This is a genomic window from Pseudoalteromonas sp. NZS71_1, from assembly GCF_015864305.1.
GTDB classification, from domain to species: Bacteria; Pseudomonadota; Gammaproteobacteria; order Enterobacterales; family Alteromonadaceae; genus Pseudoalteromonas; species Pseudoalteromonas arctica.
In genome coordinates this window covers 97,623-113,045 of sequence record NZ_JADYXM010000007.1, presented here as the reverse complement: position 1 = coordinate 113,045, position 15,423 = coordinate 97,623, and the positions used below count along the sequence as shown (strand labels likewise).

Below are 15,423 nucleotides of genomic sequence, written 5' to 3'. Positions count from 1 at the left end.
AGTTAGTTTTCATACCATGTTTTTAAAAGCTGACGGCTTTCACCTTGTTGTTTTTTCCAAGTATCGGGCATAACAACGGTTGGTTTGATTAAAATAATTAGTTCTTTTTTCTCTTGGCGTTTACGAATACTTTTGAATAAGTTGCCAAATATGGGGATATCACCCAGTACGGGTGTTTTTGATTCTTCATCCTGTGTTGACGTTTGCATCAAACCACCAATAACCACTATTTCGCCACTTTGAGCGCGAATAACGGTATCTGACTCTCGAATGTTGCTTTGCGCTAGAGGTAACTCAAAACGTTGATCGTCTAAAGTAATTACTTTTAGCTGCTCTTCTGTTTCAGTTACTGAAGGGTGAACATGCAAAATGACTGAGCCGTACTTGTCAATTTGCGGCGTTACATCAAGCGCAATACCAGAAAAGAACGGCGTTAAATCAATCTCAGGCGAAGTAGTTGTAGCAGTACCTGTTACCGTCGTACTTGATACATTAGTAACAAAGTATTCGTCTTGCCCTACTTTTATAACTGCTTTTTGGTTGTTTGTAGCCGTAACGCGAGGGTTAGATAACATTTGCACATCACCTTGGGTTTCTAGCAAATTAATAACCCCGTTAAAGTCACCTTTTTGAATTGTCAGCGATGACGCTCCGCCAATGGCAGCCGAAATGCTATTACTAATTGTAGAACCCGCTGTTGTAGCAAACGAAATACCGCCTTCTAAACCACTGGCTATGCGCTCCCAGTTGACCCCTTGTTGGTACTCATCTTTTAAGGTTACTTCTATTATTTTCGCTTCTAGAATAACTTGGCGTTGCAGGTTTTCTTGGCTTTGACGTAAAAACTCTTTTAGCTGACTAATTTCGCTTGGTAATGCATTTACGGTTACCAAACTAGCTTGTGGGCTTGCAACAACATAGCGCCCATCGCTTGCGCCAATTAAAGACTTAAGGGCAACTTCTAATTCCTTCCAAAAATCGTTTTTATTAATTGTTTGGATTCGAGAACCATTTAAATCTAAGCTTTGATTATCGCCGCCAAATTCACTATTTTGCTGGTTACTATTACCTGAACTTGAACCACTCGAACCACTGCCACTTTGTGCAAATTGACTAACCCCACCAGCAACAACACTCACTGTAGACTGACCATGGCGTTGCATCATTAAATAATTTACAGGTATTGTTTCTGTGCGCATTTTGGCTGGTAGTACTTGTACAATTCGTCCTTCATTAACAATATCTAAAGGATACATACGCTTAATAACATTAATGACTTCATTAAACGTAACGCTTTTAAGATTTAAATTAATTGTGCCATTTACCTCAGGATGCACAGCAACACTAAAAGGGGTATCGTCTGTTAAGCCTGCAAAAAAAGCGCCTATTTCGACATCATTTGCTGCGACATCAAAACGCTTGATAGATAAATCATCACTTATAGTTTGCTCATTATTTATAGATGACAATAAGCTTTGTGTAAGTTCGCTTGGCATTTGTAAAGGCGCAATTACTTTAGGCTCTGTAGGTCTTTCAGATAACTCTTGCTCTATATGGTTTTTAACCTCTTTGCCTGGTTTAAAGCTATGGCACGCAGTTAAAAATGTAGGTAACAATAGAAGAACAAGCCACGGATGAGATAAATTATTTTTTAATTTCATAGTCATATAATTCTAATTTTATTTGTTTATCATCATTTGCTAACACAACCTGTTTTGAGTTAATGCTTAGCACCCGAAAATCATCTACAGCATCACCAACTCGATAAATATGGCCTGAAATAATGGCCTTAAATGCTGTACTGTTTTTAATAATAGATTGCAATTTAAGTTCTGTACTTTGCTTAACTGGACTATTGTTACTCACAAACATATTTGGCTGAGTCGGATCGCGAAGTTGCGCAAGCGCACTCGGCGCAATAATGTAAAAAGCCAAAGTACAAATACTATAACGCGATAAATTTTTCATTAGCGCTCACTGTAGCAATTTGTAAAGTTAATTCAGCCTGAGGGTACTCTAGTACCTGATAACTAAACTCTTGTATTAATAACTTATCTTGATTATTTTTTAATGCGGCTAAATATTTTTGTAAGCTAAAGTAGCTACCTTGCAAAGTAACTACCATCTGATGCTCAAAAAATAATGTTTGCGTATCATGTTCACCTAGTTTTTCTACATCGATAGCCCGTGCTGGTTTTACATTAAAGCTACTCACTTTTACGTCGCTACTATCTACGAGCAAATCTTTTAAAACGGCAGGTACATTTTTAGCAGCTACAAAGCCTTGGCTAAAACTATTAAGTTGATTATTTATTTCGGCTAATTCATCTCTGGTTTGTGCAATTTGACCGCGTAAAACCTTAGTGTAGTCGTAGTTTAGTGCTTGGTTTAACATGGAGAGTTGCGCATTTATCTGCTGTAACTCTTGCAGCGTTGTATTGTGCTTTGAACGTATGTTGGCAACTTCATCTTGCTGTGGAAAAATAACGAACCAGAGACCGAGGTAAATCACTATAAACAAACCAACAAATAAGGTGGAATACTTCTCACGTTTTTGCAGCGATGCAAACTGAGCTTGGTATTTGACCCATAATGGCCAACCTTTATTTTTATTATTCTGGCTACTTATTGTTTGGCTCATGGTTTATCGCCCTCATCACTAAGGTCTGTCGCTACATTAAATTCACTCACACCTGCTTGCGTAGATAACTCTAAAACTGAAAACTCTTTATCAATAAAAAATGGCGACTGTTTTAAATTATCAAACCAAATTGGTAAGAATTTTGATTGCGATGTTTGACCTTGAAGCGTCACACTTTGCCCTATAAACTTAATGTGGGTCAGCCAAATATTAGGTTCATGATACTTCGCTAAATCGTGCATTACCTGAGCGTAATCGGTTGCAGACTGATCTGAACTTTGCTCTAAATAGCTAAATATTTGCTGCTTGTGCAAAACCTCTTGCTGAAGTGTTTTTAGCTCATTAATAAAGAGTGTTTTATTTTGTTTCTCTGCTAACTGCTGTTTTACAACTTCTAACTGAGCTTTTCCTTGTTTGAGGTATTGCCTATTTTGTTCTAAATCAAGCTCACTAGAATATGTTTTATAACTGTAAAAAGCCCACGTGATTGCAATAATTAATAGCGCACCTAACCACAACGTAATCATTCCAGACAAAGGGACTGGGTCTCGCCGTACGCGTAAGGTTTTTTGATAAAAGTTAATCCGGGTTTTCATAGCACAGACTCAGGATCTGTTAATTGATAGGCTGCCCCAAGCGCATAATAAAAATTTGGCTCTAATTGCTGCGCTAATTCTAAGTTAGGCTCAAAATCTACAACTTTTACTTGTAAAAACTCTGCAAGCCCGGCTCTAAGAGTTAATGAAGATAAATCATCGCACTGTAACTGAATGCTGCGGATTGGTGGTTGCTTGAGCTGGCTTTCAAAAAAGTCCATAGAACGCTGAATTTCTAATCCTAACGCTTCTACCAATTCTTGATTTTGATCCTTATCTGAAATACCTAAAAAACCATTTAATCGCCTAGCTAATACTAATTGCCCATCACGAATAATTAAGATTCGAGGTTCATGATTAGCATGTTGCACAATCAGCATATGCGCCTCTTTGTATGAGCCAAACAAGGTAACTAAAACCATTTCTTCAGAGGTCATTGCACGCAAAACAGGTTTAGTTTGTTCAAAACTGTCTATAAACGGAAGTAGTTGCAGCTTATTCGTAATAAATACATTCATTTTGCTGCTTTGCATTGGTAAAGTTATTGGGTAATCAATAAAGTCAGCAACTATGTTTTCAGGTGCTATATCAACTAAGTCTTTTGTAGTCCAAGGGAGTGACTGAATGATTTCTTCATCACTAAGGTTTGGTTTATCCATTTGCACTATTTGATAAAAGTAGTGCGGTATGACTAAATTAACTGCACAAATATCAGTAGAAACCTCATTTGTACAAGCAACAATTGCAGCGGTATAATCGGTTTGCTCAGACACATTTACACTGTGAGAACTGTGAACCATCCATTGGTCGCGTTGTTTTTTTAAACATACTGCGTTAACAGTATCTGCGTAAGTTGCAACACCAATAGCTGTATTTGGATCTAAACTACGATTTAACCATGAAAACAGCTTTTCTTTCATATAGCTACTATTGTTAATTGTGTATGAAATAAGTGTCGTACATTTTAACTACTTTGCCAAATTGAAAACCAAAAAAATGCATGAAACATTCAAAACAGATGAAAATAACTATATTCAACAAATACATAGCTCGTTTCTAAAAAAGAGAAATATTTATTTAGGTATAAAACGTGATGATTTGCTCCATCCGCTAATAAGTGGCAATAAATGGCGTAAATTAAAATATAATTTAGCGTACATGCAAAAGATAAATAAAACAGAACTTCTGACTTTTGGTGGTGCGTTTTCAAACCATATTCACGCCTGCGCAGCTGCCGGAAAAGAATTTAATATAAAAACTCGCGCGATTATTCGCGGACCTGAACTGGATAACAACAATCCAACAATCCAATTTGCAAAACATTGTGGTATGAACCTACATGTAGTTAATCGTATAGAGTATCGAAAACGCCACGACACCGATTACCTTAATGCTCTGCAAGAGCGCTTTCCAAATGCTTATATTATTCCCGAAGGTGGTACAAACGAGCACGCCTTATTAGGATGTAAAGAGTTAGTGCAAAGCTTACCTGAGCATAACTACTTAGTGTGCCCTACCGGTAGTGGTGGCACGCTTGCTGGATTAATAGAGGGCAGTGCTTCAACAACACAAGTGATTGGTGTAGCAGTATTAAAACAAGCTAATTATTTAAATGAAGAAATAAAAAAGCTGAGCGCTAAAGCTAATAATCAAAACAACTGGCAGTTACTCACAGAGTTTCATGGTGGTGGCTATGGTAAGTTTTCACCTGAGTTATGGCAGTTTTGCCAAGATATGGGCCGCACTTATAATTTACCGCTTGAGCCTATTTATAGTGGAAAAATGATGTATGCATTATGGCAACTTATTGAGCAAGATTATTTCCCATCTGGGAGTAAAATTATAGCTGTTCATACTGGCGGGCTTCAGGGCTTGAATGGACTTAAATATAGAGGGTTAATTTAATTAAATACCGCTTGCGTAAACTCTTGAAGTGGCTCTGAAAAGTAAAACCCTTGAGCTCCCACCACTCCCAATTTGGCAAGCGTAAACAACTCTTTTTGAGTCTCTACGCCAACGGCATATACAGGTAAATTTAAAAGGTTTGCGGCTTCGACTATCTTTTTTATTTGCCTTTGATTTTGAGTTTTTTCATTTAATAAATGAATTAGTTCGTATGATAATTTAAGCCCGCATACTTGGTTATAATCAGTTAATACAGCTACTTTCTCACTACTTTTTACATTATCAATCACAATTTGTGAACGGTTTTTTTTAATTACATCAAGTGCATTAGTTATCGATTCTCTATGAGTAAAAAACTCAGCCTCACTTATTTCAAATTGTAATTTAGCACTTAATTTAAGCTCTGCTATTTGACTAGGTAACCATTCCCAAAATACATTATTAAACCAATTTTTAGGGTGTAGATTTACACTAACTGTTAAGGCCGAAGATTCACTCAGCATTAGCTTTTTAACTTGTGTTATTACTGCTTTATCTAATATTAAAGCGTCTTGATTACTATAAACCTGATTAATAAAATAACGAGCAGCTAGTAAACCAAGTTGGCTATGCCTAACTCTGATAAGAGCTTCATGTTCTAAAATTTCCCCGCTAGAGAGCTCAAATAAAGGCTGGAAGAATAATATAAATTTGTTCTTTTTAATATTTTCGATAACTTGCTTACTAGAAAGTGGTTTTTCTTGGCAGTAATTTAACGCTAAGCGGTGAGAGTGCTGTACTGAGCTGTTTTGCGATAGCATAAGTGCTGATTTTGCTAACTGATAAACCGCAATTTTATCTGCGCCTAATCGATAGTCGCACGCACCTATTTTAATATTTTTATGAGTCATACTTTTTTGATAATTTTGGCATAGTAAAAACACGCTCTGATGGAGCTTTTCAACGTAGCTGTCTAACTCGGGAGTAGGTATATGTGGCAAGGTGACGGCCAAGTAACTGGAATTTAGTATTTTTACCGACACATCTTTAAATTCAGTCAATTTTCTAGTGATTAACACTTTAAAAATAGCTTCTTTATCGGTTTTCTTATCAAAGTCACATTCAATGAGTAAAAATAAGCTATGTGATGCTCTATTAACCCCATACAAAGAACTTAATTCGCATTTTTTTACTTGTTTAATTAATCGTATTTTATTTTGTTTAATAGTTTTAGTAGGTTGTATCATTGTATTTTTGGGTGTAATTCTACGGCTTACATTCAATAAGCCCCACCAACGATAAGACCAGCCAGCGGCGCCTAATATGATCAAGTTTAGCAATATAAATAAGTAACTTTGTGCTACCCAAGCAGGATAGTGATAGAGGCTCAAACTTAATGTTTTGTAAGAAAAAACTTCGCGCTCTATATTCACTAAATGCCTAAAATGCTCTGCAGGCTTTGGCACCTCCAACACAAAACCTTCACTTTTAGCTAATGCGGCCAACACTTCATTGTTTATAGAAGGAGATAAATTCAGCTCGTAAACGTGTTTAACGAACTGCTGCCCAGAAGCATGAACTTTTTGATGTAATGCATCATTTAGAACGAAATTAAAACTAATAAGTATCATTAAAAATAAGACAAAAGAGATACCTTTGAAGTACTTTAAAAGCCAGATTTTACTCTTTTGCATAGCTTGCCACTCGTTAAATTATTAACTAAAGTGTTGTTCAATATCTATAGAAGTACAAGGCTGTAAACTAAGTTTAAACGTTTATTAATAGCTCTAAACAAAAAACACTCAGATAAACGAGAACTTACAAAAACAAACAACTATGCCCTTTATTTTATAAATAGATTAAATTGAATCCTCAAGCTTAAGCGCGTTTTGTTTGTAGTGTGTACAGCGAAGCGATGTGCTTTGTTTATGGTGCCTAACTCACTAACGTCTGACATTGATAATTCAACCTTTGCTGAAATAAACATATGGGGAAAAGAATGTATGAGACTTCATATAGCAACCGGTGGCCAGATTCTATTTTATGAATTGTCTTTTTAAGTTATCCAAAATAGGCTCAAGCCAGCGGACAATATTACGATAGGTACTTAATATGGATAATTATTAAATCACTTTAATGGCTCAGCTATTTATTTAAACAGCGGATTATAGTTTCACGTAGATTTTGCGCTTTAATAGGCTTTGCAACATGGGCGTTCATGCCAATGGATAAGTATCGTGTAATATCATCTTTCATAACATTAGCTGTTAAAGCAATTATTGGAATATTTGCGATTGCTTTGTCACTATCGCTACGAATAATTTTACTCGCCTCAACCCCGTCCATAATAGGCATATGAATATCCATCAAAATAATATCGTACAATTGTAATTTCACGGCTTGAATACATTCTAATCCATTGTCGACCAAGTAAATTTGAGCATCAGCCTTCTCTAGTATGTTTGTAACGATTAGTTTATTGATCGAGTTATCTTCCACAACCAATATTTTTATACCTGTCAGCGACGCTTCACTTACGGTGTTTACTATAGGCACTTCATTAAGAGGGCCTACTACTTTACTTTCAATCGCCTCATACAAAACACTCGTGTATACAGGTTTCTGCAAAATAGTTTTTATACTTACTTTTTTGGCTGCATTATTAAGTAAACTTTCGTCACTCATTATAAGTACAATCGTGTTGTTATAAAGTTGAGGATTAATATTGAAAATGCGTATTAAAAAAGCTTCGCTACTCATTGATGGCATTGCCCAGTCGACAATAATAACTTTAAATTTATCTTTACTGTGTTCAATAATATCAATAGCTTGTTTAGCAGATTGACAGGCCGTACATACTAGCCCCATAGCCGTTAGCTGATTTTCAATTACCTTAAGATCATCTTCATTATCATCTACAATTAATACCTCGAACGAATCAGTAAAAGTTAGGTCGGGAGTGTTATCAATCAACGCTTGGTTATTCAATTTCACCTTAATCGAAGCTATAAATTCACTACCTACACCTTGAGTACTTTTTACCGTTATATCCCCACCCATCGATTGGCATAAACGCTTACTTATAGTTAAACCTAAACCTGTGCCGCCAAACTTCCTGGTTGTAGAGCTGTCGGCTTGAGTAAAAGATTCAAATAAATCGGCAAGGCTTTGCTCGGCAATCCCAATACCGGAATCCTTAACAATGAAATACAAACAAACGCTCTTAGGATCGGCTAACGATCTTTTTGATTCTATTAATACCGATACAAAGCCCTGTGTAGTAAATTTAATTGCGTTAGAGCATAAATTTAGCAGTACTTGGTTTATTCGAACTACATCACCTATTAAATCGAGTTTAACCTCTTTACCAATGACAATATCAAATGTGATCCCTTTGCTTTGAGCTAGCTCATCAAAAGTTGCTTTGATGTAGTCAACAACCGAATTTACAGAAAAAGGAAATTCCTCAAGGTTAATATTTCCAGACTCAATTTTTGAAAAGTCTAAAATATCGTTAATAACTACAAGGAGTTGATCTGAAGAATATTTAATTTTATTTAAATAATGCTCATATTCCCCAGGCAAACCTTTTTCGAGCAAAATGTTGGTTAAGCCAATAATCCCACTCATAGGAGTTCTAATTTCATGACTCATATTTGCTAAAAATTCAGACTTAGCGGATGTCAGCTTTTCGGCCTCTTCTTTGGCTTGCAACAGTTCTTCAGTACGCTGATCAACGCGAGACTCTAATCTTTGCTTTTCTTCATCAAGCTCTTTTAAAAGTTGAATTCGCCGTTGATTTAAAAACAATACGAAAACTAAAAAGCTGCTAAGAATAAAAATAATCGCAGTAGCGCTGTAAATTAATGTATTATTTTGCTCAAAATAGGTTGGCTCGTAATAGGATATAATAGACTTTTCTGGCAAGCTTTGTGGAGCTATATCGAACTTGTTTAATTGACGCCAGTCATAAGCGTAAACACTTAGCCCTTCACCACTGATTTCACTTAAACTTTTATTTTCATTGTATAAAATTATCGATTCGGCAATACGTTCACCTATTTTTTCACCCGACAACACATACCCACCAACAACACCTGAGCCTAATAGTACCTCCCAATAACTAAAAACGGGCGCAGAACTTGCTTTAGCTAATTGCTCTACGAGCTGATAAGGGCTAAGGGATTTATTATCGTAATGCCTGAAAATGGGAGTAAACAATATAATTGAATCATCTGGCGCATTTTTTACTTTAGTTAGCAGCTCTGGCATTGAAAGATCAAACCACTTCTCTACGCCTAAATACGAAAAGTCACGGTTAATAACCGAAAATAGCCCTCGATAAAAGCTCATCCCAATATCGTTTTTTGTATCTAATATAACGATTAATTTTTTAGGCTTCATTAAATTAACAGCGCTTGCTGTTGCTTGCGCGTAATCTAATTTAGCTTGGATTACTGCTCCGTTAGTATTTTTAGGCAAACTAAATTGAGCGCCTGGTTCCAAATATATTCTTGCAGCATTTATAAAAAAGTCATCTAATTGCGATAAAAGTACTGCAGCAGAAGGAGACTGAGTAACAATGATATCGATGTGCTTATTTTTATATTTTTGTTTGAGGTAGTCCTTCATTAACTGTTTTTGATTTGCTTCATCGAATCGGTTTACATCCATATTTTCAACGAAGAGTTCATAACTAAAAGAACGTTCTATAAGTTTTTTACGCAGTCCAGAATCAACACTTTTGTGCCAAGGCATATCTTGGTTTGTTGAATTTATAAATAAAACATGAGTAACATTTGAAGAAGGTTGAGCGTTTGAAATTGGACTCACAAATTGAAAAACAAGAAATAAAAATAAGATATTAGTTTTCATGTTTCTCATTGTGTAATCAAGGTAAAAGTCTTTTAATGGTAAGTGTTAACGATATATATATCAATTAAATAAAATGTAAATATCACCATAATTTAACATGTTTACTAATACTATTTCATTTTATTGCTTAATGACGATATTCATTGATAGTTCTGGGTTGCCCTCACTACACAACTCGTATAAAAAAGCCCCGTATGCACGGGGCTTTTCTATAATACATCTTTACACTGTAAAGGTTGGGACACTAAAAAGGGATATCGTCGTCAAAATCAATGGTTGGTTCCATTGGGTTTGATGCGCCACCTTGCGGAGCACTTTGTGGTTTAGGAGCGAAACCACCTTGCTGTTGTGGTGCACTTTTTTGCTGTGGTGCATAACCACCTTGCGGCTGATATTGATTACTTTGCTGCTGTGGTGCTGGAGCCGGTTTTGGTTGTGCTGCTGGTGCGGCTTGTTGCTGCGGATTATAGCCACTTTGCTGTGCAGCTTGGCCTTGGTTATTTTGACCGTAACCACCGCTTTGTTGACCACCTTGCGGCTGATTACCTTGGTAACCACCACCTTGTTGTCCACCTTGCGGCTGATTACCTTGGTAACCACCACTTTGCTGATCGCCACCACGTGCGCCTAACATTTGCATTTGACCAGTAAAGCCATCTACAACTATTTCTGTAGTGTATTTTTCTTGGCCTTGTTGATCGGTCCACTTACGTGTTTGAAGTTTACCTTCAACATAAATTTGTGAACCTTTACGACAATATTCACCAACAATTTCAGCTAATTTGCCAAAGAACACAACACGATGCCACTCAGTTTTATCAACCATTTGGCCAGTGTTTTTATCTTTATAGCTATCCGAAGTTGCTAAGGTAATATTTGCTACACCATTGCCGTTAGGCATATAACGAACTTCAGGATCTTGCCCTAAATTACCAACCAAAATTACTTTGTTCACACCGCGTGCCATGGAACCATCTCCTATAAATGTTAGATTAAACCAGCTACTTTACGTGCTTGGTCTAGGTCAAATTCTTTATCATTAATCTTTAAATAGCTGCGACTTTCATCGCGAACCACAGTTGCTTCTATTACGCCTGGTAAAGCAACTAACTGAGAAGCAAGTGTTTGAGCATGCTCTTCAGAATCTAATTTGGTCATTAAACTAATAACTTTACTTTTGGGTGGGACTTGCATTTTCCACGCAATAATAAGCCATATTAACCCAACAAGTGCCGCTGCCGCAAACACAGCTTGCGTCGTTGTAGTTTGTGCTACATAACCACCTAACATACCGCCTAAAAAGGCGCCTAAAAACTGACTAGATGAGTAGCCACCCATTGCTGAACCTTTTTGGCTTGCAGGTGCTATTCGCGATACAAGCGCAGGCATAGTGGCTTCTAAAAAGTTAAACGCCACAAAATAAAGCAGCATACACACAGCAATGCCTACTACACTATTAACCCATACCGACATTGCTAGCATACTAATAGTTAACAAGGCTACTGAGCCAATAAATGCTTGTTTTTCTTTCTCTTTTTTAATGGCTACAATCATTATTGGTACCATTAATAAAAATGCTAAAAATAGCACTGGAATATATAGATACCAGTGATGGTCGGCAACTAAGCCATCTTTAATTAATTGACTCGGCAGTACAACAAAAATTGTGGTTAGCGTTAAGTGTAATAGCAATACACCTGCATTTAATCGTGCTAACTGAGGGTGCTTAATTAGTTTTTTAATGTCGCTAAAGCTTGCTAATGTATCGCCTTTGGGCGCTTTATTTACCGCATTTGGCACTAGCATAGTCACTATAAATATACCAAAAACAGCTAAAATAGCAGTCAACCAAAATACACCCGCAATACCCCACGAAGCTGCGACAATTGGCCCAAGTAGCATAGCAAAGGCAAAGCTCATTCCTATGCTCATACCAATAACGGCCATTACCTTTGGTCGTTGCTCATCGCGGCTTAAATCTGAAGCAAACGCGAGTAGCGCACTGGCTATTGCGCCCATACCTTGTAGAGCGCGGCCTACGGTAACCATTTGAATAGAGTCAGCTAATGCAGCAACTACAGAGCCAATAGCAAATACGACTAAGCCACCAACAATAACCTTTTTACGACCAATCTTATCGGATAATCGACCCATAGGTATTTGCAATACGGCTTGCGTTAAACCATACGCACCAATGGCAAAACCAATCCAAATAGGCGAAAAACCTTCAAGCGATTGTCCATAAATAGCCAATACAGGCATCAGCATAAACAAGCCGAGCATTCTAAATGCAAACACACTCGCCAGCGATACTGCGGCGCGTTTTTCTCGTGAATTAAGTGAAGATGCGGTCATTATCTGCGTGATCTTACTCTATGAAAAATTGAGGTTGGGATTCTACCATAAGCTTGGCAATAATTAATCGCCTATAAGTAAGGATTTTTCATTGATCAAGGATTAATATTGCTTCGTATTATGCGATACTGAGTAAATAATTTTGGTAATAAACGAGATAGCATGGAAAACATTGAAGTCCGAGGCGCCCGTACGCATAATTTAAAAGACATCAGCCTAACCATCCCACGTGATAAATTAATAGTTATTACTGGTCTATCTGGTTCGGGGAAGTCATCACTTGCATTTGATACACTTTATGCAGAAGGACAACGCCGGTATGTTGAATCACTTTCTGCGTATGCAAGACAATTTTTATCGCTTATGGAAAAGCCTGATGTAGATCACATCGAAGGCCTCTCTCCTGCCATTTCTATTGAGCAAAAATCAACGTCTCATAACCCACGATCAACTGTGGGTACTATTACCGAAATTTACGATTATTTACGACTTATGTTTGCCCGCGTTGGCGAACCACGATGCCCTACACATGATTTACCACTTGCTGCGCAAACCGTTAGTCAAATGGTAGATACTGTTTTGGCACTGCCTGAGGGCAGTAAATTAATGCTGCTTGCGCCAATAGTAAAAGAGCGTAAAGGTGAGCATGTTAAGTTATTAGAGCAGCTATCAAGCCAAGGTTATATTCGCGCCCGTATAGACGGTGAAGTATGTGACTTGTCTGATCCACCAACACTTGAGCTTCATAAAAAACATACAATAGAAGTTGTTGTAGACAGATTTAAAGTAAAAGATGGCTTACAACAACGCTTAGCAGAATCGTTTGAAACCGCGCTTGAAATGTCTAATGGCGTTGCACATGTAGCATACATGGATGATAGCAGCGCTGAAGAAATTCTATTCTCAGCAAACTTTGCCTGCCCTACTTGTGGCTATGCAATGACTGAGCTAGAACCGCGTTTGTTTTCGTTTAATAACCCTGCTGGTGCGTGCCAAACCTGTGATGGTTTAGGTATACGTCAATATTTTGATCCTAATCGCGTAGTGCATAACCCAGAGTTAAGCCTTGCTGGCGGTGCAATTAAAGGCTGGGATAAACGCAGCTTTTATTACTATCAAATGCTACAAGCTGTTGCTGAGCATTATAGTTTTGATTTAGATGTGCCTTATCAAGATTTAGACAGCGACTCGAAAAAAATTATTTTAGATGGCTCTGGTAGCACTAAAATTGCGTTTAATTACCGTAACGACCGTGGCGATTTAATTACGCGTAATCATGAGTTTGAAGGCGTTTTAAATAACATGAATCGCCGCTACCGCGAGACCGAGTCAAACTCAGTACGAGAAGAACTTGCTAAATACCAAACAAGCCAAGCATGTCCTAGCTGTAATGGCTCGCGTTTACGCGAAGAATCTCGAAATGTATTTATTGGAAAAACCAACTTACCTGCAATCACGTGCATGAGTATTGGTGAAGCTATGGAGTTTTTTGAAGGGTTAACGCTAACCGGACAAAAAGGCCAAATAGCTGAAAAAATACTAAAAGAAATTCGCGACCGTTTATCGTTTTTAATTAACGTTGGCCTAAATTACTTATCACTTGAGCGCAGCGCCGACACACTATCAGGTGGTGAAGCTCAGCGTATTCGCTTAGCAAGCCAAATTGGTGCAGGCCTTGTAGGTGTAATGTACGTACTAGATGAGCCATCAATTGGGCTACATCAGCGCGATAACGACCGCTTACTACAAACACTGGTCCATTTACGCGACTTAGGTAACACCGTTATTGTGGTAGAGCACGATGAAGATGCTATTCGTGCCGCTGACCATATTATTGATATTGGCCCAGGCGCGGGTGTTCATGGTGGGCATATTATTGCTCAAGGAACACGCGACGATATTTTAGCAAGCAAAGAGTCTGTTACGGGCCAGTTTTTATCAGGCGTACGTAGAATAGAAATACCAAAAGAACGTCACCCAACGAACGACAAATGGCTAGAGCTATTTGGCGCAACGGGTAATAACCTTAAAAATGTGGATTTAAAAATCCCATTTGGTTTAATGACCTGTGTGACAGGTGTATCGGGCTCGGGTAAATCAACGTTAATAAACGACACTTTGTTTAAACTTGCTCATACAGAGCTAAACGGCGCAACAACAGCCGAAGCGGCACCGTATAAATCAATTAGCGGTTTAGATCATTTTGATAAAGTAATCGATATTGATCAAAGCCCAATTGGTCGTACTCCGCGTTCAAATCCGGCAACCTACACAGGTATATTTACCGGCATTCGTGAGTTATTTGCAGGCACACAAGAAGCGCGCTCACGTGGCTACAAAGTAGGTCGCTTTAGCTTTAACGTTAAAGGCGGACGCTGTGAAGCTTGCCAAGGTGACGGCTTAATTAAAGTTGAAATGCACTTTTTACCTGATGTGTATGTACCGTGTGATGTATGTAAGAGTAAACGCTATAACCGCGAAACCCTCGAAGTACAATACAAAGGTAAAAACATACACCAAGTGCTTGAGATGACTGTTGAAGACGCTCATGACTACTTTGATAAAATACCGGCTATTGCGCGTAAGCTTAAAACGCTGATGGACGTTGGTTTGTCGTATGTTCGTTTAGGTCAAGCCGCTACTACTCTCTCTGGTGGTGAGGCGCAACGTGTAAAATTAGCACGCGAGCTATCAAAGCGTGATACTGGTAAAACGCTCTACATATTAGATGAGCCAACAACAGGCTTACACTTTGCTGACATTGAACAGCTGCTTGTTGTACTTCATCGTCTGCGCGATCACGGCAATACAATTGTTGTTATTGAGCACAACCTCGATGTAATTAAAACTGCAGATTGGGTTATCGATTTAGGACCTGAAGGCGGTGCTGGCGGTGGTGAAATACTCATTGCAGGCACACCAGAAGAAGTAGCCGAATGTGAGCGTTCACATACAGGGCATTACTTAAAACCTCTATTAAATAAATAGAGGTTTTAAGTTGTGGCAAATCAATCGGCATTAAAGTTATTTAACCGTCGAGATTACACTTAATTAAAAATGGCGAGAAGACTC

The 15,423-nt window shown here is 37.9% G+C and carries 11 protein-coding genes; 2 read left to right on the top strand and 9 right to left on the bottom strand.

Translation table 11 applies throughout. The features are described from left to right. Positions 1 to 2 precede the first annotated feature (2 nt). From mshL to I6F43_RS12070, 5 genes are read right to left on the bottom strand one after another with little or no spacing between them, the layout of a single operon-like run. Positions 3 to 1,661, bottom strand: coding sequence for a pilus (MSHA type) biogenesis protein MshL (mshL, locus tag I6F43_RS12090; RefSeq protein WP_165721265.1), 1,659 nt, complete (start codon positions 1,659 to 1,661; stop codon positions 3 to 5). Beyond that, positions 1,645 to 1,968, bottom strand: coding sequence for a hypothetical protein (locus I6F43_RS12085; RefSeq protein WP_007586318.1), 324 nt, complete (start codon positions 1,966 to 1,968; stop codon positions 1,645 to 1,647). Before I6F43_RS12085 ends, mshL begins: the two co-directional genes overlap by 17 nt. Next, positions 1,946 to 2,641 (bottom strand): hypothetical protein, encoded by a 696-nt coding sequence (locus tag I6F43_RS12080; protein ID WP_007586316.1) that lies wholly within the window; start codon positions 2,639 to 2,641, stop codon positions 1,946 to 1,948. Before I6F43_RS12080 ends, I6F43_RS12085 begins: the two co-directional genes overlap by 23 nt. Continuing rightward, positions 2,638 to 3,237 carry a PilN domain-containing protein gene (locus tag I6F43_RS12075; protein WP_231614073.1) on the bottom strand — a complete coding sequence of 200 codons (600 nt, stop codon included), beginning with the start codon at positions 3,235 to 3,237 and terminating at the stop codon, positions 2,638 to 2,640. The genes I6F43_RS12080 and I6F43_RS12075 overlap by 4 nt, the downstream gene beginning before the upstream one ends. After that, a complete protein-coding gene (locus tag I6F43_RS12070) occupies positions 3,234 to 4,157 on the bottom strand; it encodes an MSHA biogenesis protein MshI (protein ID WP_101163202.1) in 924 nt (307 codons plus the stop codon). Before I6F43_RS12070 ends, I6F43_RS12075 begins: the two co-directional genes overlap by 4 nt. 76 nt (positions 4,158 to 4,233) lie before the next feature. On the opposite strand from I6F43_RS12070, the gene I6F43_RS12065 reads away from it, so the two are divergent. Continuing rightward, entirely contained in the window at positions 4,234 to 5,142 is a 909-nt protein-coding gene (locus I6F43_RS12065; protein ID WP_197102510.1) for a 1-aminocyclopropane-1-carboxylate deaminase/D-cysteine desulfhydrase, read from the top strand. On the opposite strand, the gene I6F43_RS12060 is transcribed toward I6F43_RS12065, so the two are convergent. From I6F43_RS12060 to I6F43_RS12045, 4 genes are all read right to left on the bottom strand, one after another. Continuing rightward, positions 5,139 to 6,815 (bottom strand): EAL domain-containing protein, encoded by a 1,677-nt coding sequence (locus tag I6F43_RS12060; protein ID WP_231614072.1) that lies wholly within the window; start codon positions 6,813 to 6,815, stop codon positions 5,139 to 5,141. The two genes, I6F43_RS12065 and I6F43_RS12060, sit on opposite strands and share 4 nt — an antisense overlap. 451 nt (positions 6,816 to 7,266) lie before the next feature. Then, a complete protein-coding gene (locus I6F43_RS12055) occupies positions 7,267 to 9,996 on the bottom strand; it encodes a response regulator (RefSeq protein WP_197102508.1) in 2,730 nt (909 codons plus the stop codon). A 244-nt stretch (positions 9,997 to 10,240) separates the two neighbouring features. Further along, entirely contained in the window at positions 10,241 to 10,963 is a 723-nt protein-coding gene (gene ssb, locus I6F43_RS12050; protein WP_007586300.1) for a single-stranded DNA-binding protein, read from the bottom strand. 20 nt (positions 10,964 to 10,983) lie between these two features. Next, entirely contained in the window at positions 10,984 to 12,351 is a 1,368-nt protein-coding gene (locus tag I6F43_RS12045; protein WP_010553785.1) for an MFS transporter, read from the bottom strand. A gap of 162 nt (positions 12,352 to 12,513) precedes the next feature. On the opposite strand from I6F43_RS12045, the gene uvrA reads away from it, so the two are divergent. After that, on the top strand, positions 12,514 to 15,339 hold the full coding sequence (gene uvrA / locus I6F43_RS12040) for an excinuclease ABC subunit UvrA (protein ID WP_024589880.1): 2,826 nt from the start codon (positions 12,514 to 12,516) through the stop codon (positions 15,337 to 15,339). Positions 15,340 to 15,423 lie beyond the last annotated feature (84 nt).